At 47.3% G+C, this 18,675-nt stretch carries 16 protein-coding genes and 1 CRISPR repeat array; of the genes, 14 read left to right on the forward strand and 2 right to left on the reverse strand.

Annotation, left to right across the window (positions count from 1 at the left end; all coding sequences use genetic code 11):
* Positions 1–3: 3 nt before the first annotated feature.
* Positions 4–276 carry a hypothetical protein gene (locus ACKRDP_RS04750; protein WP_409153606.1) on the forward strand — a complete coding sequence of 91 codons (273 nt, stop codon included), beginning with the start codon at positions 4–6 and terminating at the stop codon, positions 274–276.
* A complete protein-coding gene (locus ACKRDP_RS04755) occupies positions 215–850 on the forward strand; it encodes a nucleotidyl transferase AbiEii/AbiGii toxin family protein (protein WP_409153607.1) in 636 nt (211 codons plus the stop codon). The genes ACKRDP_RS04750 and ACKRDP_RS04755 overlap by 62 nt, the downstream gene beginning before the upstream one ends.
* An 11-nt stretch (positions 851–861) precedes the next feature.
* Here ACKRDP_RS04755 and ACKRDP_RS04760 read toward each other — a convergent pair whose 3' ends face one another.
* Positions 862–2,955, reverse strand: a complete 2,094-nt coding sequence (locus ACKRDP_RS04760) for a RelA/SpoT family protein (protein WP_409153608.1) — start codon at positions 2,953–2,955, stop codon at positions 862–864.
* A gap of 17 nt (positions 2,956–2,972) precedes the next feature.
* On the opposite strand from ACKRDP_RS04760, the gene ACKRDP_RS04765 reads away from it, so the two are divergent.
* From ACKRDP_RS04765 to murD, 5 genes are read left to right on the forward strand one after another with little or no spacing between them, the layout of a single operon-like run.
* Entirely contained in the window at positions 2,973–4,004 is a 1,032-nt protein-coding gene (locus ACKRDP_RS04765) for a rod shape-determining protein (protein ID WP_409153609.1), read from the forward strand.
* Positions 4,001–4,789, forward strand: coding sequence for a rod shape-determining protein MreC (gene mreC / locus ACKRDP_RS04770; protein WP_409153610.1), 789 nt, complete (start codon positions 4,001–4,003; stop codon positions 4,787–4,789). Before ACKRDP_RS04765 ends, mreC begins: the two co-directional genes overlap by 4 nt.
* Positions 4,786–5,235 carry a hypothetical protein gene (locus tag ACKRDP_RS04775; RefSeq protein WP_409153611.1) on the forward strand — a complete coding sequence of 150 codons (450 nt, stop codon included), beginning with the start codon at positions 4,786–4,788 and terminating at the stop codon, positions 5,233–5,235. The genes mreC and ACKRDP_RS04775 overlap by 4 nt, the downstream gene beginning before the upstream one ends.
* Positions 5,232–6,998, forward strand: coding sequence for a penicillin-binding protein 2 (gene mrdA / locus ACKRDP_RS04780; RefSeq protein WP_409153612.1), 1,767 nt, complete (start codon positions 5,232–5,234; stop codon positions 6,996–6,998). The genes ACKRDP_RS04775 and mrdA overlap by 4 nt, the downstream gene beginning before the upstream one ends.
* 1 nt (position 6,999) lies before the next feature.
* Positions 7,000–8,256: a UDP-N-acetylmuramoyl-L-alanine--D-glutamate ligase gene (gene murD / locus ACKRDP_RS04785; RefSeq protein WP_409153613.1), complete on the forward strand. Its 1,257-nt coding sequence runs from the start codon at positions 7,000–7,002 to the stop codon at positions 8,254–8,256.
* Positions 8,257–8,300: 44 nt separating this feature from the next.
* Positions 8,301–8,861: direct repeats of the CRISPR family, unit length 29 nt; unit sequence GTCGCCATCCCTCATAGTGGGCTTAAAAC.
* A 357-nt stretch (positions 8,862–9,218) separates the two neighbouring features.
* Here murD and ACKRDP_RS04790 read toward each other — a convergent pair.
* Positions 9,219–10,487: an NADP-dependent isocitrate dehydrogenase gene (locus ACKRDP_RS04790; protein WP_409153614.1), complete on the reverse strand. Its 1,269-nt coding sequence runs from the start codon at positions 10,485–10,487 to the stop codon at positions 9,219–9,221.
* Positions 10,488–10,722: 235 nt separating this feature from the next.
* On the opposite strand from ACKRDP_RS04790, the gene ACKRDP_RS04795 reads away from it, so the two are divergent.
* The 7 genes from ACKRDP_RS04795 to ACKRDP_RS04825 all read left to right on the forward strand — a co-directional run bounded on the left by ACKRDP_RS04795 (position 10,723) and on the right by ACKRDP_RS04825 (position 18,451).
* Positions 10,723–12,837 carry a TonB-dependent receptor gene (locus ACKRDP_RS04795; protein ID WP_409153615.1) on the forward strand — a complete coding sequence of 705 codons (2,115 nt, stop codon included), beginning with the start codon at positions 10,723–10,725 and terminating at the stop codon, positions 12,835–12,837.
* Positions 12,838–12,848: 11 nt separating this feature from the next.
* Complete coding sequence (locus ACKRDP_RS04800) at positions 12,849–14,258, forward strand: 4Fe-4S binding protein (RefSeq protein WP_409153616.1); 1,410 nt, start codon at positions 12,849–12,851, stop codon at positions 14,256–14,258.
* Between the two features lie 15 nt (positions 14,259–14,273).
* Complete coding sequence (gene exbB / locus ACKRDP_RS04805; protein WP_409153617.1) at positions 14,274–14,699, forward strand: TonB-system energizer ExbB; 426 nt, start codon at positions 14,274–14,276, stop codon at positions 14,697–14,699.
* Positions 14,689–15,069, forward strand: coding sequence for an ExbD/TolR family protein (locus ACKRDP_RS04810; RefSeq protein WP_409153618.1), 381 nt, complete (start codon positions 14,689–14,691; stop codon positions 15,067–15,069). The genes exbB and ACKRDP_RS04810 overlap by 11 nt, the downstream gene beginning before the upstream one ends.
* Positions 15,066–15,848, forward strand: a complete 783-nt coding sequence (locus ACKRDP_RS04815; protein WP_409153619.1) for an energy transducer TonB — start codon at positions 15,066–15,068, stop codon at positions 15,846–15,848. Before ACKRDP_RS04810 ends, ACKRDP_RS04815 begins: the two co-directional genes overlap by 4 nt.
* A 10-nt stretch (positions 15,849–15,858) precedes the next feature.
* Entirely contained in the window at positions 15,859–17,370 is a 1,512-nt protein-coding gene (locus ACKRDP_RS04820; RefSeq protein WP_409153620.1) for a type I restriction-modification system subunit M, read from the forward strand.
* Between the two features lie 64 nt (positions 17,371–17,434).
* The gene (locus ACKRDP_RS04825) at positions 17,435–18,451 is read left to right on the forward strand and encodes an AAA family ATPase (RefSeq protein WP_409153621.1); all 1,017 of its coding nucleotides are present in this window, start codon (positions 17,435–17,437) and stop codon (positions 18,449–18,451) included.
* Positions 18,452–18,675: the final 224 nt, after the last annotated feature.

Here is an 18,675-nt window from a genome sequence, read left to right on the forward strand (position 1 = left end):
GCCATGGACAGAGAGGAGTTTCTAAAAGCCTTTTCATGGGACGGGGAGGAGAGCTATGAGGAACTTCTTATTAGAGCCATGCTCTACGGCAATCCACTCAAAATAGCCCAGCTCTTTACGGAAGAAGAGCTCAAGAAAGTGTTTCTGGAAAACATACACAGGTTTAAGAGGGAGAATAGAGCTTTCTGGCAGTTAGTCCTTGAGGTGTCTGAAGATGAGCTTAGAAGGTGTGCAGAGAGAAACTTTAGAGAGGGTTGTATCCTATTCCCTTACTGAGGGTTTCTATTTAGCTGGTGGCACTGCACTGGCAATTAGATACTCCCACAGACCTTCACAAGGCTTTGATTTCTTTACTTACCCCTCTGAAGATTTCAGAGTCAGCAGTATGATGGAAAAGCTCAGACTCCTACCTGCAGAGGTCGTATCCATGAGGGAGGATACGCTCATATTTTTTATAGAGGGCGTTAGATTTTCCTTTTTCAAATACTCATACCCGCTTCTGGAGGAACTGGAGCTCCGGAAAGACCTGAACATCTCAATGGCAAGGGACAGGGACATTGCCTGCATGAAGGCTGTAGCTATTGCACAGAGGGGTAACAAAAGAGATTTCTTTGACCTGTGGTTTCTTATGAACAAAAGGGGGATAACCCTCCGTGGACTGCTACATGACCTCTGTCAGAAATACAGTGGCTACGACCCGGGCATTTTCCTGAGAGCTCTGGCCTTCTTTGAAGATGCAGAAAAAGAAAACAACAGATACATAGACCCCTTCTGGGATGATATCAAAAGGTTCATGGCTTCATTGGTCAAGGCAGAATACAGACTCAGCATGAGAAGACCGGGTCCTTAAATACTCTTTCTCTACCCCATCAGCCTCTGCACGCTCTCCACACCTTCCAGAGCCCGAAGGGCTTCTTTTACCCTGAGAAAGCTCTGGTAATTCTCCACCTGCAGTGTGAAGTCCATGAGCGCCTGACCGGAGGGCAGGCTCTTGGTTCTGGCCTCTGTAATGTTTGCTCCTGACTTGGCTATGGTGGTAGTAACTTCTCCCAGAATACCCATTCTGTCCTTTGCCAGCAGTCTTAGTCTGACAGGATGAAGTCCCTGAGACCTGCTCCAGAGAACTTTTATAACCTTTTCAGGTGAAACCTTCCAGATGTGAACAAGGTTTGGACATTCCTTTGAATGTATCACAAGCCCTTTTCCTCTGGATATAACTCCGTATACATCCTCACCCGGCAGGGGGTTGCAGCACTCTGCCAGGGTATGAAGCACATTTCCAAGACCATCTATATGAAGTATGTCCTCTACCCTTTCCTGAGGTCTTTCCTTCTGGGTTTTTCTGAAGAGGGAATACACCCTTTCCTTTGAAAGCTTACCGCTTCCAAGGAGCAGGTATACATCTTCCTCCCCCTTAGCCTCCGTCTCTTCAATAAGCCTTTTCAAGAGCATATCTTTGCCTATCCCCAGTCTCTGAGAGAAGAGGTCAAGCCTTTCCTTACCAAGCTGGAGATGTCTTTCTCTTTCAAGTTCCTTCAGCACAGCCTTTATCTTGTTCCTTGCTCTTGATGTAACCACAAAGCTGAGCCACTCCTGATTTGGTTTTTTGTGGGGACTTGTTATTATCTCCACCATGTCCCCACTCTGAAGCCTGTAGTTTAGAGGTACAATCCTGCCATTGATCTTTGCTCCAGCACAGTGATTGCCCACCTCTGTGTGTATGTAATAGGCAAAGTCAACGGGCGTTGAGCCCTTCGGAAGAACTACCAGGTCTCCCTTTGGTGTAAAAACAAAGACCTCCTCGGAAAAGAGCTCCAGCTTGAGGTTTTCCAGAAGCTCCTGTGGGTTTTTGCTGCCTTTCACGCTTTCCACAAGACTTTTCAGCCATGAGTATACTGCACCGTCCTTTACACTTCTTCCCTCCTTGTAAGCCCAGTGGGCAGCTATACCCTTCTCCGCCCTTTCATGCATCTCCCAGGTTCTTATCTGAACCTCCACCATCCTGCCCTTTGGACCTATCACTGCAGTGTGAAGGGACTGGTAAAGGTTAGGCTTTGGCAGGGATATGTAGTCGTCAAATTTCCCCGGAACGGGCTTGAATATGCTGTGGACTATTCCAAGAACAAGATAGCATTCCTGCACAGTGCCCACTATAACCCTCACGCCCAGTATATCATGCACATCCTCAAGTCTTATACCCTTTCTGAGAGTTTTCTGCCATATGCCATACAGGTGCTTGGGTCTGTATGCCACATGGGCATCTATGCCAGCCTTTTTGAGTTCCTCTTTGAGCTTAGGTATAAAAACCCTTTTCAGGTAGTCTTCAAGCTCTCTTCTGCTCCTGCCCACAAAGCTCTTAACCTCCTCGTATTCCTTCGGATAAAGGTGCATAAAACAGAGGTCTTCAAGCTCTGTCTTTATCTTCCAGAGGCCAAGCCTGTTGGCAATAGGAACGTATATTTCAAGGGTCTCCCTTGCTATCCTCACCCGCTTTTCCCTGCTGAAACACTGGAGGGTTTTCATGTTATGAAGTCTGTCTGCAAGCTTTACGAATATGACCCTCAGGTCCTTTGAGAAGGCAAGGATTAGCTTTCTGTAGTTTTCCGCCTTCTGAGTTTCCACATCCTTGAAGTTAATCTTTCCCAGCTTTGTCACTCCCTCCACTATGTCCGCCACGTCTTTGCCAAATTTCTCCTTCAGCTCCTCGTAAGTGGTCTGCGTGTCTTCAAGCACATCATGCAGTAGTCCGGCAACCACCGTATCTGTGTCCATACCCAGTTCTGCCAGAGTTATGGCAACTTCTATGGGATGCACCACGTATGGCTCTCCAGATTTCCTGAACTGCCCTGCATGCTTCTCCTCTATGAACTCAAGTGCTTTCCTTACCCTGCCATCTTCGTATCCAAGAGATTTAAGGAGCCTTTCCTCGTGCCTTTTATGTAATGTAGCCTCCATAGTTTATAATATTAGAGATGTTAAGCAAATTAGCAAATTTTCTCGGTTTCGTAGCCAGCAACATAGGTATAGACCTTGGCACCGCCAACACGGTGGTTTACGCCCAGGGAAAGGGTATAGTGCTCTACGAACCTTCCATAGTTGCCGTTGACGTGCGCTCTGGCAGAGTTCTGGCTGTTGGGAAAGAAGCAAAGGAGATGCTGGGAAAGACCCCTGAGAACATACAGACTGTCAGGCCACTCAGGGATGGTGTTATAACTGACTTTGAGGCTACAAAGGTTATGCTCTCCTACTTTATAAACAAGGCAATAGGGGGGAGCATATTCAAGGCAAAGCCGAGGGTTGTTATAGGCGTGCCCTCTGGGGTTACACAGGTAGAAAAGAGGGCGGTCATAGATGCGGCTAAAAGTGCAGGGGCAAGAGAGGTTTACCTCATAGCGGAGCCTATGGCTGCTGCCATAGGTGCAGGACTTCCCATAGAGGAACCAATAGGGAACATGGTGGTGGACATAGGGGGAGGAACTACGGAAATAGCCATTATCTCTCTTGCAGGTATAGTGGTTTCCAATTCCATAAGGGTTGCCGGTGATGAGATGACAGAGTCCATAATACAGCATGTTAAGAAAAAGCATCATCTTCTCATAGGTGAACAGACCGCTGAGAAGGCAAAGATAGAGCTTGGCAGTGCCATATACGAGGAAGAGGAGAGGTTTATGGAGATAAAGGGCAGGGATATAACGGGGCTCCCAAAAGTAGTTAGAATAAGCAACAGAGATGTGACAGAGGCCCTTGAGGATGTGCTCTCTTCCATCGTAAACGCTGTCAAGTCTACCCTTGAGAGGACTCCACCAGAGCTGGCTTCTGACATAGCAGAAAGAGGAATCACTCTGGCAGGAGGAGGCTCGCTTCTGAGAAACCTAAACATAAGGATAGAGCGTGAAACTGGTATTAAAACCCAATACTGCGAAGACCCAATAACTGCAGTTGCAAGAGGTGTGGGAAGAGTTCTTGACAACATAGAACTCATAAGGAAAGTCTCTATGGTATGAAGGGCTATTTTGCACCTTTTATGGTTCTGCTTTTCAGCCTTTTGCTTTACTTTATCAACCTTTCCACGTTGCCATACTTTAGCTATGCTTACAACCTCCTGAGGTCGGCAGTTTACCCTCTTTTTGAACTCAAGGGGAACATGGCAGAGGCTACAAGGAGAGCCATAGAAACCTATTTGCTTTTAAGGAACGTGAGCGAAGAAAACCAGAGGCTCAGAAAAGAACTTGAAGAGTATAAACTGTATAAAGCCCAGCTTCTTACCTGTGAAAACAATCTCAAAAACCTGAACAAAGCCATAGACCTTCCTTTTCAACCTGGTAACTACCCCCTCGTTTACGCAAGCGTAATAGCCTACGACCCATCAGGCAGGGATGCCTTTGTGCTCGTAAACAAGGGGCAGGATAAGGGATTATCTCAGGGCATGCTGGTCTTTTCTGGGGATAATCTGGTGGGTATTGTGGACAGCGTGTATGGGAGTTCCTCAAGGATAAGAACAGTTTTCTCTGAGGAATTTACCCTGAGCTCGGGGGTTGGAGATAAGGCGTACATATACAGAGGAGGCTTCCCCACGGGTTCTCTGCTTCATGTGAGGGTAGAGGACGAGATTAAAGTTGGGGATATGGTCTATGTTAGAGTGCCGGGAAAGAATTTTCCCCATCTCACCATTGGCACAGTTCAGCGGGTTTCCAATGAAGAAAAGGGCTTTTTTAAGAGAGTTGAAGTCAGACCATCAGCAGACATAAGGAAAGCCCACATTCTTTTAATCATAAAGGAGCCTTTATGAAATTCTACATAATAGCTTTTTTCCTCGCATACTTTCAGAGTTCTGTGCTCCTTGCCCTTTTCCATAGCATGCTTTTGACCCCCAATCTTCTCCTCCTATACCTTTTCCTTAACATCCTTGGGGAGGGTAATTCCTGGCTCAGAAGAGCGGTTCTGGCTGGTTTTTTCCTTGACCTGTTTCAGGACTCTCTTGGATTAAATCTATCTGGCTTTGTGCTTTTTGCTACACTTTTCAACCTTATGAAGCTAAGGATTGAGATGCCCAGCAGGGTATCTCTTTTGCTTGTCTATGCACTGCTCTCTCTAGTGGAAAGGCTCTGGGTGATAGCCCTTTTCAGGATAAGATACTATACAGAGCTTAATATCTGGCTTGCTCTCTTGAGCTTTTCCCTTGAACTGCTTTTCCTTTATCTTATTTCAGGAAGATACCTTTACAGGGAGTCATGAATAGAAGACGCTTCATATTTCTTTTTTTTATAGGTGTTGTGGCATATGCCCTTGTTCTTCTGAGATTAATCTACCTTCAGCTCTTCAGGGGTGAATACTACAGGGAACTGTCTCAGAGAAACTACGTGAGGAAAAGAGTAATATATCCTCAGAGGGGGGACATACTGGACATAAGGGGAGAGAGGCTTGCATACGATACTCCAAGATACATGCTTCTCCTTGACCACCAGAAACTGCAGGAAGAGGGCAATCTCAAAGAGGTCCTGACAAGCGTTGAAGAGCTCTTTGGAGTTCGTCTGGACTACGAGAGCATAAAGAAAAGGAAAGCCATAGAACCGGTAGTTCTGACCGAGCTCAAAACTCAGGAGGAAATAGACAGGTTTTACAACTACAGCTACAAACTTCCCGGGGTTTTCATAAACACGATTCCCACGAGGAACTACCCTCTGGGTGAGGTGTGCGCTCATGTAGTAGGATACGTTTCCTATCCTACGGAAAGGCACTATCAGAAGTATGGGGACAGAATTGGTAGCCAGAGCCTTGTGGGTGCATACGGTCTGGAGAAGGCACTTGATGAGGAGCTTCTTGGCAGGGTGGGGGCGGAAGAGGTTATGGTAAATGCGGTGGGGAAGGTGATAGGAAATCTCGGCTACAGGGAGCCAGAAAAGGGTATTTCTCTTGTGACCACCATAGACTCAAGGATACAGAAGATAGCCTATGAGGTTTTCAGAGATTCGGGACACAGGGCTGGTGCGGTGCTTATACTGGATGCAAGGACCGGTGAGGTGCTGGCACTCCTCAGCTATCCGTCCTTTGACCCCAACAGAATAAATGAGCTCTGGAGTCAGTATAATGAGGACAGGTTCAAACCACTTTTCAACAGAGCGACACAGGCAAAGTATCCTCCTGCGTCGGTTATAAAACCAGCCCTTGGCATAGCTCTTCTTGAGAAGGGCGTGTCTGAAAGGGAGGGAGTGGTGTGCAGGGGGCACTTTGAAATTGGAAACAGGAAGTTTTTCTGCTGGAACAGAAGCGGTCATGGCTGGGAGAACCTACACAGAGCCATAAGGGACTCCTGCGACGTTTACTTTTATCACTACGGTTATTACAGGCTCGGTCCAAGGGAAATAGAAAGAACGCTCAGGAGCTTTTCTTACGGAGAAGACATACCCTTTGAACTTCCCCTTGCAAGGGGCTTTATACCGACCCCTGAGTGGAAAAGAAGTAAACTAAAAGAGCCCTGGTATGGTGGAGATACGGTAAACATGTCCATAGGACAGGGCTTTATGAAATCAACCCTCTTTGAGCAGACTCTGATGATGATGGCTATTGCCAACAACGGCGTCATATACAGACCTTTGCTCATAAGAGAAAAGAGGAGCGCAGAGGGAAAGGTTATATGGAGAGCCAGCAGGAGCGTCTACAGGGTGGTAAGGGCAAAGCCCGAGCACTTTGCGGTGATAAGAGAGTCTTTAAGGGATGTGGTAAGAAGCGGGACTGCCACCTCTGCCTTTTCTACCATAGTGGAAATAGCAGGGAAAACCGGAACTGCCCAGGTTTCTGCTCACAGCGTCAGAAGGAAAAACCTGCCCTATCATCTGAGAGACCATGCGTGGTTTGTGGGCTTTGCTCCTTACAGGGACCCCATTTTTGTGATTGGCGTTCTTGTGGAACATGGGGGCTCCGGTGGTGCTGCCGCAGCGCCCATAGCAAAGAGAATACTTGAAAGAATTTACATAGAAGGCATACATAAGGAGATATAGCATGAAGAGAGCACTTGTGTGGGGTCTTGGTGTGAGCGGAAGTTCTGCGGTAGAGCTTCTGAAGGCAAAGGGCTTTGAGGTCTACGCAGGGGACGACGCACGCGGGGACAACTTCAGAGAATACCTTGACCTTGTAGACATGGTAGTCCTCTCTCCGGGTATCCCCCCGCACCATCCCCTCTGGAAAGAGGCGCAGAAAAGGGATATAGAGCTCATAGGGGAGCTTGAGCTGGCGTGGAGGTTCTTTGGGGGCAGAGCCCTTGCCATCACGGGCACGGACGGCAAGTCAACCACAACAAGGCTCACATACCTTATGCTAAAAGAGGTCTACGCCAACGTGGAAGAGGGTGCCAACGCAGGAAAGCCCCTATCACGAATAGTGCTCGAAAATCCCTCGTGCCTTGCGGTGCTTGAGGTCTCCTCTTTTCAGGGGAAAACTCTCAGGACCTTCAGACCCGTGGGTGGTGCCTTTCTTAACTTTTCTGAGGACCACCTTGACTGGCATCCCAGCATGGAGGATTACCTCTGGAGCAAGAGAAACATCTTTGCAGGGCAGAGAGAAGAAGACTTTCTGCTTCTTAATGCCCTTGACAGAAAGGTCAGGGAAACTCCCAGCAGGGCAAGGAAGTTTTACCTGCTTGAGGAGGGTCAGGACGGCTTTGTAAAAAATGGCAGAGCCTACTTCCTCGGAGAGGAACTCTTTGAGGTAGAAAAGCTCAGGATAAGGGGAAAACACAACTGGCACAACGCCCTCTTTGCCAGTGCCATGGCAAGGCTTATGGATGTGCCAGTGGAGGTCATAAGGGAGGTGTTATACACCTTCTCCGGACTTCCCTACAGGATGGAATACCTTGGAAACTTCGGGGGCATAGATGTATACAACGATTCAAAGTCCACCACCGTAAACGCCCTCAGGTCTGCCCTTGAGAGCTTTGAGGACGGCAGGGTTGTCCTCATAGCCGGTGGCAGGGACAAGGGAGGGGACTTTGAGAGCATAAGGGAACTGGTAAGGAGAAAAACAAAAGCCTGCGTGCTAATCGGTGAGGCAAGGGAAAGAATAGCAAGAGCGTGGGCAGGATGCAACATATATCTGGAAGACAGCCTGGATAGTGCAGTGCAGAGGAGCTTTGAGCTTGCAAAACCGGAGGGTGTCATACTCTTTTCCCCCGCCTGTGCGTCTTTTGATATGTTCAGGGACTACAAGGACAGGGGAGAGAAGTTCAGAAGTCTTGTAGAAGCCCTTTTCAGAGTTCCCTGACGAAAGGCATAAATCTGGGAGCGTGAAAGGACGCACAAAAGCCGTTGAATATCCCTCATAGTGGGCTTAAAACATGTATAAGCCCCATGTTTATGGCTGGGGCGGGGGGTTGTCTCCATCCCTCATAGTGGGCTTAAAACGGGTATCAAAATTTCTTTTAAGGAGGTGTATCATGGAAGTCGCCATCCCTCATAGTGGGCTTAAAACAAACATTATCTTTCTAACCTCAAAAATGTTATGCCTTGTCGCCATCCCTCATAGTGGGCTTAAAACTTGGGTAGAACTCTCTTATTGCCTTTACAGCGTCGTGTCGCCATCCCTCATAGTGGGCTTAAAACACCTTTATAGGGACAGAAAATTTTTTGTCTTTGTGGAGTCGCCATCCCTCATAGTGGGCTTAAAACGATGATAGAACTTGTAAGAAAACATCTAAACGATGAAGTCGCCATCCCTCATAGTGGGCTTAAAACCTACTTCTACAAAGGTGTAAGGTTGTCCACCCCATACCTCGTCGCCATCCCTCATAGTGGGCTTAAAACAACTTCACGAGAGTGGACAAAATCACTATTGAGTTTAGTCGCCATCCCTCATAGTGGGCTTAAAACCCTGAAAGCATACATCAATCAAAGTAAGATGTATAAAGCCTTTTGTCAGACCCCCACCCCTCTCAAAAGGGGGTCTTTTGCCAGAAGTCGGAGGTTCTGCAGACTTGAGTGTATCATTGTCAATTTCAGAGCCTTGCCTTTCAAAGCTCAGAAGCACACGCCATACCGCCATAAAACCATAAAGCCATACGTATGGTCGTATGGTCATACGGTCGTATGGCACGATGACGATAGCAGGTAGCGGGGCTCTCCCCGCAGTATGGACAGACTTGCCCACCCTTCCGGGATATAAAAAAGCCCTGTTCAGTTGCCAAGATGTCATGGGGGCATAGCCCCCTATACCTGAGTAATATTATATCACTGTCCTATCCTTTCCGCTATAGCTTCTGCGAACTTCATGGTGGAAAGCTCTTTTGCCTCCATGCCCATCTTCCTGAAGCCGTTTGCTATATCTGGCGTTCCCAGCCTGTCCCCTATTGCTCTGCGAACCGCGTCGTATATCAGCTCCGCCGCTTCCTTCCAGCCAAGGTATTCCAGCATCATGGCACCGGAGAGCGTAATGGATAGAGGGTTTGCCACCCCCTTACCCGCTATGTCGTAGGCGGTGCCGTGGGTGCTCTCAAAAAGGGCGTATCCATCTCCTATGTTTCCGCTGGGGACAAAGCCCGGACCTCCCACAAGGGCGGACGCAAGGTCAGATATGTAGTCTCCGTTGAGGTTCTGGGTGATGATAACGTCGTAGGCTTCGGGCTTCAGGACCAGTTGCATGAGCATCTGGTCAGTTATCACCTTTACCATCTTTACCTGACCATCCTGAGGCTCTCCATCTGTGATGACGCGACCCTCAAACTCCGGCTCCTTTGCCACCTCAAAAGCCCAGTTCATAAAGGCGCCTTCTGTCGCCTTCATTATGTTGCCCTTGCCAACCACCGCCACCACCTTTTTGTTGTTCTCCAGAGCCCACCGCAGAGCCTTACGCACATGCCTTTTTGTCTTGTATTCGCTCATGGGCTTTACCGTTATCCCGCAGTCCTCGGGCAGGGCATACTCGGAGACTCCCATCTCCCTTATGAAAAACTCCCTCACCTTCTGGGTATTTTCCGCCTTTGGCATGTATTCTATGCTCATGTAAACGTCGTCGGAGTTTTCCCTAAAGACCGCCACATTTACCCTCTCGGGGTTTGGTATGGGTGCGGGCTGACCCAGCCAGTAGACGGGTCTAATGGCAGAATAAAAGTCCATGGACTGGCGAAGGATGGCATTCAGAGACTTTCCCCCTTTGCCCACAGGGGTGCCGAGGGGTCCCTTTATGGAAACTATTGCCTGTTTTAGCAGTTCAAGGGTCTCCTCGGGCATGCGGTTGCCCGTCTTTTCTTCCGCCTTGTCTCCGGCAAGCACCTCCACCCAGTGTATTCTTCTGCTCCCTCTGTATGCCCTCTCCACCGCGGTGTTCACCACGTGTATCATCGCCGGGGCAATCTCAGGACCTATACCATCCCCCTCTATGTAGGGAATTATGGGATTGTGGGGAACCTCAAGGCTTTTGTCTTCTCTGAGCCTTATAAACTGCCCTTCTTGCGGAACTCTTGCTCCGCCTTCCCATGCGTAGACATTATCCCACTTCATGCCTGCACCTCATAGCTTTTTGAATATTTTACCACAAAAAACTTATGACCTTAATCATGTTGATTTTGTGTGAATTTTATGTTATATTACCACCTGTGGTGCGCCTCGGTTTCCTCGTGTGTCCTTGATGGCATACCTTTTGGGGGCGAAGCCCCCCATCTTTTTAAAATCACTTGACTTTTACGTTACTTTAATTTAAGATTAAAAGCAAGTGAAAATTTACTGGAGGTTTGCGATGAGGGGTAAGATTTTGCTACTTCTGGGGATTTCTGGTCTTTCTTACGCACAGAGCCTTGAGGTGCAAGAGGTAAGCGTAACCGCAACAAGGCTTGAGAGAAAAACCGAGGACGTTCCCTCAAGCGTCAAAGTGGTTGGAGAGGAGAGGATAAAGGAAACAAAGATGTTCAACCTTCAAGAAGCCCTGAGCGGAGTGCCTGGTGTGTTTATACAATCAAGAAATCAGGGCTATGACACAAGGCTTATACTGAGAGGCTCAGGTTTGCAAGCACCTTATGGGGTAAGACAGATAATGATACTTCTAAATGGCATTCCCATAACGGACCCAGATAGTCTTACAAGGCTTGACTTTGTGGACACACAGCTGGTGAAATCCATAGAAGTTAACAAAGGTCCTAACCCGCTCTGGGGGGTTAATTCTGCGGGTGGTGTTATAAGCGTTCAGACCATAAGTCCCTTTGAAAGGAAGGGAGGTATTTTAAAGGTCGGTGGTGGAGACTTTGGAACCTTCTATTCTCACTTAAACTACACCAAAAGCCTTGAAAATTTTTACTTTACCTTCTCCGCAAGTAGAAGGCAGACAGACAACAGCTGGAGACCCTGGAACAAGTTCTGGACGAATCAAATAACACTTCAGCCGGCTTACATGTTTTCTGACGGCACTACTGTAGAATCTTATCTGGGCTATACGAGGGCAAGCCTTCAGCTTCCCGGTGCCCTTGTAGTTGACCCTGTTAGAAGGATAGACCAGTGGACAACCTTTAAGGAAACAGGCGATGTTCAGCAGACTGCCGACCCATGGAGGCACATGGGAAGGTATTCGGAGATATGGTTTTTTAACACGAGGCTGACAAAAAACATAGGAAGCCTTGAGCTAAAGCCAGTTTTCTGGCTGAACCACTGGACCCACTATCACCCAGTAACTGGCAGAATAAACGATGCGGATACCTGGATATACGGAGCAGACCTTCAAGGCAACTATAAGAACACTTTTGGTGTCTTAATTGTTGGCTTTACCCTGAGGCATGATGAACAGAAAACAAAGTATTACAGATATGCAGATGTTCAGGTTGCAGGAAATCCTCCACGAATCATCTCAACCCTTTCAGACCGCGCTGGAGACCTTCTAGAAAGGCAAAATCAGAAGACCACTCTTTACGGCTTTTATCTTCAACAATCCTTTACCTTCAACAAACTTATCCTTGATGTTGGTGCAAGGTTTGACACTGTAAAATTTGACATATGGGGCTACAAGTGGGGAGATTATGACTTCTCTACTGGAAATTACAGAAGCTGTCCTAGTCCGTCTATGGAAAACTGCTTTGACTATTCAAGGGAAAAAACCTACAACTCTGTAAATCCGAAAGTAGGCCTTGTTTACAGGCTTTATGAAGGTGTTAATCTTTATGCCACCTACGCACGAGGAGCTCAGACCCCAACAAGCAGTGAGCTATCTTCAAACCCGGCTCTCAAGATGGCAAAGGTTGAAAACTACGAAGCAGGTGTGAAGCTGAGAAAAGGTATGCTCAGTATGGACACAGCCTTTTACTTCTCCCCTGTTAAGGATGAGGTCGTAAGGTATTTTGAGGATGGAATTACAAAGTTCATAAATGCTGGAAAGACAGAAAGGAAGGGCTTTGAGCTTGATGTTAACCTCTCGCCTTTACATGGGCTCAGCCTTGGGGCTGGCTACAGCTATCAGCATTATACCTTTAAAAGGTTTTACGAGCCTGTAAGAATTGGAAACCAGACTGTAAACCTTGACAGGAGCGGTAAAAGGCTACCTTACATCCCAGAGCACTATTACTCACTCTATGCCATGTATAAGCATCCTTCTGGCTTTAAGGTGAGAGTGCAGTCAGACACGTGGGGCAGTTACTACATAGACAACGCAAATTCGGAAAAATATGGAGGCTATAGCTTTATAACAAGCCTGATGCTTGGTTACGAGAAGGGCAGATGGGACTTTGCCCTCAACGCAGACAACCTCTTTGATAAAAGGTATGCGGTGGAGGTTACAAAGGACACTTCTGCAGACCCATCTACTGCAAGAAAGAGATACACCCCAGCACCACCAAGAACCTTTACCGTAAGGGTAAGCTATCAATTTTAGGAGGTTTAGTCATGGCTGTAAGCAGGGCTCACTTCATAACAAGCAGGAGCAAAGGGGACATATTTGGTATACCTGTTCTTTCTTTTCTTTTCAAAAACAGGCATATGCTCCTGTTCTACAGAAGCCTTACACTGTTTTTACTACTTTATGCCATAATTTACGGCTTTGTGAACCCAACAAGGGAGAACATATTCACAACCGCGGTTTTCTGGAGCCTTTTCTGGCCCTTCTTTATGGTGATAACCCTTCCAACTCTTGGAAATGTTTTTTGTATGATATGTCCTCACGGGTTTTTAGGAAAATACATAACTAAGATAGGTCTCAGACTTAGACCTCCAAAATGGCTTGCAAACCCATACATAGGGCTTATCGGTTCTAACATAGTTGCCTACTGGTTTGTTGTCTATACCTTCCCACAGGTTTTGAGGTATCCATTTACAACAGCTATGTTTTTCTTCATATTTACGCTTTTGTCCCTTCTTGTGTTCTTTCTCTTCAGAGGCATGGCTTACTGTAAATATTTGTGTCCCATAGGGTCTGTAAACACTGCCTTTGCAAGGGTTGGAAGCCTTTGGCTATCTACCTATCAGGAGGAGTGCAAAACCTGTAAAAAACCAGAATGTGCCCTTTCCTGTCCTTACGAGCTTAACCCCTCAAAGTTTGACCACAGAAACTCAATGGCAAACTGCACTCTTTGCATGGAGTGTGCTCAGGCATGCGATGCGGTAAGGCTTGAGGCAAGAAGGCTGGGTAGCTCCCTCTACAGAGAGATAAGAACACCAAAAGAATGGGAAGTCTGGGTATATATACTACTTGTTGGTGTAATAACCTTTACTATGCGTTTCCATCACGGGCTTTCAAGAAGTGGAATAGGTGAGTCCATGCCATGGGTTATAACGGGCAAATATCTTCAGAACCTTTTTGGACTTCCAAAGTGGGTTGATGTTAGCGGTCTTCTTGCCATGCTTCTTGGTGTTTTTACAGCCCTGCTCCTCTCTCTTGGTAGCTTCTGGCTAATATCAAGGCTTTACGGAGTTGAGTATAAAAAGGTCTTTCTTGTCCTTGGATACGCCTTTGCTCCTCTCATGATAGTGGGTGGTCTTTCCCATGTGCTTGAGTTCTTCTTTGTTGAGTACTATCACAACATAGTGAACGGCTTTTCTCAAGCCTTTGCTCTTGGCTTGAGCGTTGAACCCCTTGCAGAGAGAGGGGAGAAGTGGCTTATGGCTTTCAGGATATTCCCTTTTATAGCGGGTTTCTGGAGCCTTCATATTATGTGGAAGAAGCTCAGATTTCTTGGACTGGGTAGAGCAGGCATGGCTCACCTTATTGCCTCAGCCTTACCCATCTTCTACCTTCTCCTTTCTGCATTGCAGATATGGGTGATGTTAAATTTTCCGCCAGTTCACCACAGACATTAAATTAAAATTAACACCATGGAATGGCTCAGGCTTTCTGTGGACTATGGAGTTATAGGGCTTTTGCTGCTTCTGAGCTTTATCTCTGTGGGTATAGCGCTTGAGAGGCTGAGCTTTTACAGAAGGGTTAATCTGGAGGACTTCAAAAGCCGGCAGGAGCTGGAAATGGAGCTCACAAAGGGTCTTTTTGTAATCGCCTCTACTGCCTCCAATGCACCCTACATAGGGCTTTTGGGGACAGTGCTTGGCATAATGCTCACCTTTTACACCATTGGTCAGGAAGGTTTTGTAGATACTCAGAAGGTGATGGTGGGGCTCGCTCTTGCACTGAAGGCTACTGCGGTGGGTCTTCTGGTCGCCATACCCTCGTCGGTGCTCTACAACTACCTTCTCAGGAAGGTGCGTGAAAAACTTGCCCTGTGGGAGGCAAAAAATGGAAGATAAGGAATTCAGCTCCATAAACGTCATACCTCTTGTGGACATTATGCTGGTCCTGCTTACCATTGTGCTTATCACCGCCACCTTTGTGGTGCAGGGTTCAATTCCCGTAAACCTCCCAAAGGCAAGTCAGAAGCATGAAGAGACGCTCAGTAGCCTTGAAATAGTTCTCACAAAGGATGGAAGGCTGTTCTTTGAAGGTAGAGAGGTGAGCCTTCGGGAGCTTGAGAGCATCCTCAGAAGCCTTGACCCCTCTACACGCATAAGCATATCAGGAGACAGTCAGGCAAGCCTCCAGAGCCTTGTAAGCCTTCTGGACCTTTTAAAGAAACACAACCTTGAAAGGGTCTCCATAAGGACGGAGGTAGTTAGATGAGCTACAGGCTCAGAGCCTATGTTGGCTCGCTTTTCCTTCATCTTCTTTTTTTACTTATAATTCTCCTTCTTTCGGGCATGAACCTTCAGAACGCAAAGAGACCCCTTGAGATTGACCTCAGTCTTATGGAGTTTGAAAGGAGAGTGACAGAGGTTAAAGCTCCAGAAAAGGAGCACACGGAAAAGCACAGGAAGGAAGACAGAATGGTCTCAAAAGCTCCTGAAAGGTTGCCAGCCATAAACCAGCCCTCAGCCTCTCGTAAACCATCTCCAGCACAAGAGGCTAAGCCCGCTCAGGAAAAAGAAGAAAGTTCCACACTCCAGCCATCAGATATCGGCACATACTCCTCAGCACCTTCTCAGCCCTCAACTGCTTCAGCTGTGCCTTCTGGTCAGATTAATCAGACTAACACCACAGAGACCAAGGCAGGTGCAGGAAAAACTGGAGAGGAGTTTCCCCACAAAACAGACACTTCATCTTCTCTCCAGCAACAGAGGGACCAGTATCTGAAGGAGAAACTCTCTGTAATTTCCCAGATAGTGCAGAAAAATATAAGCTACCCGCCCATAGCACGCCGGATGGGTTGGGAGGGAAGGGTGGTTTTGATTATCAGACTTTGCGAGGATGGAACACTTAAGGAGGTAAAGGTAGCAGAAAGCTCAGGCTACGAAGTGCTGGACAAAAACGCAATGGAAACGGTCAGAAAGGTGGCACACCTCTTCCCAAAGCCACCGGTGGAGGTGCTTGTCAGATTGCCGGTGAATTACAGGTTAGAGTAGAATTTATACGATGGATATAAAAACTCTTGAAAACTGGCTGTGGGAAGCTGCCTGCGTCATAAGAGGCGAAGTTGACGCACCAAAATACAAGGACTATATCCTTCCCCTTATATTCATAAAAAGGCTCTCTGATGTCTTTGAAGATGAGCTGGAGGAGCTCGCTCAGACCTTCGGCAGTAAAGCGTCCGCAGAAGAAGCCCTGAAGAGAGGAGGGCTTGTAAGGTTCTACATACCAGAAGAAGCCCGATGGAGCAACATAAGAAAACAGACCACAAACCTCGGTGAATACCTTACCAACGCAGTCAGGGCTATCGCAAGGCACAACCCGGAGCTTCAGGGCGTGGTGGACATAGTGGATTTTAATGCCACCACCGCAGGGCAGAGGATAGTGAGCGATGAAAGCCTCAGAGGGCTGGTGGACATACTTTCAAAGCACAGACTGGGGCTCAGAGACGTAGAGCCAGACATACTGGGAAGAGCCTACGAGTATCTGCTGAGAAAGTTCGCAGAGGGCTCTGGACAGTCTGCGGGAGAGTTCTACACTCCCAAGGAAGTTGCCCTCATGATGGCGCGCCTTATGGACCCCAGACCCGGGGAAGATATATACGACCCCTGCTGTGGCTCAGGAGGACTTCTCATAAACTGTCAGATTGTCTTTGAAGAGAAGTATGGCAAAGATAGTAAGGTTGCACCTCTGAAGTTCTACGGGCAGGAGATAAACCACACCACCTACGCCATGGCGAAGATGAACATCTTTATACACGACATGGAAGCAGAGATTGCTCTTGGCAACACCATGACAGACCCAGCCTTCATAAAGGACGGCATTCGTTTTGATGTGGTCCTTGCCAATCCCATGTGGAACCAGAAGTTTCCTCAGTCCGTATACGAAGAAGACAGATACAAGAGGTTTAACTTTGGTTATCCACCGGAGAGCTCTGCCGACTGGGGATGGGTTCAGCACATGTATGCAAGCCTGAAAGAAGGGGGAAGAATGGCGGTGGTTCTCGATACTGGAGCGGTTTCCCGCGGAAGTGGCACCGAAGGTAGAAACAGAGAAAGGGACATAAGGAAGGAGTTTGTAGAGAAAGACCTCATATCTGCGGTGGTCCTGCTTCCGGAAAACCTCTTTTACAACACCACAGCCCCAGGCATAATAATGGTCATAGAAAAAAACAAACCCGCAGAGAGAAGGTCAAAGGTGCTTCTCATAGACATATCAGACTTCTACCAGAAGGGGAGACCCAAGAATTTCCTACCAGATGAAACCATACAGAAGGTTCATGAGATATACACCCAGTGGAAAGAAGAGAAAGGCATAAGCAGGATAGTAAGCCTGGAAGAGATAAGGCTCAACGACTATAATCTGAGCCCTTCAAGGTATGTGTCAAAGAACCACGCCGAAGAGGTCCTGCCTCTGGAGGAGGCTATAGTGGAGCTGGAGGAGGCAGAGGAGGAAAGAAAGGAAGCAGACAGAAGGCTGTGGGAGATTCTGGTGGGCTTGAGGCTTTATAAACCGTGAGGGTTTAAAATTTTTAACCAGTCAGGTTTACTTATAAACCCCAAAGACTTATAATAATAAAACCGTGTGGTTTATAAACAGAGAGGAGGAGCTCAAAAGGCTGGAAAGGGGTGTTCTGAGTGGTGAGAGCTTTGTTCTGATTGCACCCAGAAGATACGGCAAGACCACCCTCATAAAGAGGCTGATGAATCAGCTGAATGGGCAGACAATAAACTTTTACATAGACCTCATGCCATACTCTGACAGTCCTCAGAGTTTGATGGAACACATGCTTGAGCAATTTCTGAAAGAGCTGGGAGTGGCGGAGGGCATCAAAAGGTTTGTAAAAGGTCTTTCACTGAAGGCAAGAGCCGTCTTTGAAGAGTTTGGCGTTGAGCTGGAACTGATCTCCGAAAAGAGAGACCCGCTACTGGAACTTTCAAAGGTGCTGGACATTCCCCAGAGAATAGCTCAGAAAAAGGACAGGAGAGTGCTGGTTGCTTACGACGAATTTGGAGAGTTATACAGAGAAAAAGACAGGCTTGTAAAACTTTTCAGAAGTGTGATTCAGCATCACGACAGAGTTTCTTATATTTTTGCAGGCTCTCAGGAGAGCCTCATGGAAAAGATATTCGCGGACAGAAGAGGCGCCTTTTTCCGCTTTGGGACAATGATGGAGCTCAGGGCTCTGAACCTTAGAGAAGTGCTTGAGTTTGCATACATACACATACCCATGAGCTCTGTAGCAGTAAGCGTCATAGAAGCACTGCGAGGTCACCCCTATTACACCTCAAGGTTTTTCCAGAAGCTACAGGTAGGACTTGAGCCAATGATTGCCCTTGAAGAACTTCTGGCAGAAGAAAAGGGCTATGTGGAGCTTCTTGTGGATAAGGCACGGACGGTTAAACATGGGATTGATGTCCTGCGGGCTATTGCGTTGGGGGTTAATCCTTTTGAGAGCCTGAAAATAAAGGCTCAGATGGTCAGCAAGGTCATACAGAAGCTGAGGCTGATGGGTCTTCTCAGAAAGATAGACAGAGGACGCTATGAGATAACAGACCCACTTCTTGAAGGCTACCTTTCTGGTGAGTTAGCTTTTTGAGCAAGAAAGAGACTATGAGGGCAGGGTCAAACTTTTCAGGTATGTGGACTGAGGGTCTGGGAGGAGTCAGATATCTCTGAATTCTGAAGTTCTATAATTTATACCATGGGCTTTGAGTTTTTTGAGGAAACGCGCTTAAGAGACACGGAGCTGGGACCTTTGCCTGAGGATTGGCAGGTGGTGAGGTTGGGAGATGTGGTAAATACAGATAGGCGAAAGGGGAA

Origin of the sequence: Pampinifervens navoyensis (assembly GCF_046159715.1) — a bacterium.
Taxonomy (GTDB): Bacteria; Aquificota; Aquificia; order Aquificales; family Aquificaceae; genus Pampinifervens.

What these genes read in the sequence shown, in the direction of transcription:
- ACKRDP_RS04810 (WP_409153618.1), top strand. Translation starts at nt 14,689, where the DNA reads ATGGAAGATAAGGAATTCAGCTCCATAAACGTCATACCTCTTGTGGAC.
- exbB (WP_409153617.1), top strand. Translation starts at nt 14,274, where the DNA reads ATGGAATGGCTCAGGCTTTCTGTGGACTATGGAGTTATAGGGCTTTTG.
- ACKRDP_RS04755 (WP_409153607.1), top strand. Translation starts at nt 215, where the DNA reads ATGAGCTTAGAAGGTGTGCAGAGAGAAACTTTAGAGAGGGTTGTATCC.
- ACKRDP_RS04790 (WP_409153614.1), bottom strand. Translation starts at nt 10,487, where the DNA reads ATGAAGTGGGATAATGTCTACGCATGGGAAGGCGGAGCAAGAGTTCCG.
- murD (WP_409153613.1), top strand. Translation starts at nt 7,000, where the DNA reads ATGAAGAGAGCACTTGTGTGGGGTCTTGGTGTGAGCGGAAGTTCTGCG.
- ACKRDP_RS04750 (WP_409153606.1), top strand. Translation starts at nt 4, where the DNA reads ATGGACAGAGAGGAGTTTCTAAAAGCCTTTTCATGGGACGGGGAGGAG.
- ACKRDP_RS04760 (WP_409153608.1), bottom strand. Translation starts at nt 2,955, where the DNA reads ATGGAGGCTACATTACATAAAAGGCACGAGGAAAGGCTCCTTAAATCT.
- mrdA (WP_409153612.1), top strand. Translation starts at nt 5,232, where the DNA reads ATGAATAGAAGACGCTTCATATTTCTTTTTTTTATAGGTGTTGTGGCA.
- ACKRDP_RS04800 (WP_409153616.1), top strand. Translation starts at nt 12,849, where the DNA reads ATGGCTGTAAGCAGGGCTCACTTCATAACAAGCAGGAGCAAAGGGGAC.
- mreC (WP_409153610.1), top strand. Translation starts at nt 4,001, where the DNA reads ATGAAGGGCTATTTTGCACCTTTTATGGTTCTGCTTTTCAGCCTTTTG.
- ACKRDP_RS04815 (WP_409153619.1), top strand. Translation starts at nt 15,066, where the DNA reads ATGAGCTACAGGCTCAGAGCCTATGTTGGCTCGCTTTTCCTTCATCTT.
- ACKRDP_RS04795 (WP_409153615.1), top strand. Translation starts at nt 10,723, where the DNA reads ATGAGGGGTAAGATTTTGCTACTTCTGGGGATTTCTGGTCTTTCTTAC.
- ACKRDP_RS04775 (WP_409153611.1), top strand. Translation starts at nt 4,786, where the DNA reads ATGAAATTCTACATAATAGCTTTTTTCCTCGCATACTTTCAGAGTTCT.
- ACKRDP_RS04765 (WP_409153609.1), top strand. Translation starts at nt 2,973, where the DNA reads ATGTTAAGCAAATTAGCAAATTTTCTCGGTTTCGTAGCCAGCAACATA.
- ACKRDP_RS04820 (WP_409153620.1), top strand. Translation starts at nt 15,859, where the DNA reads ATGGATATAAAAACTCTTGAAAACTGGCTGTGGGAAGCTGCCTGCGTC.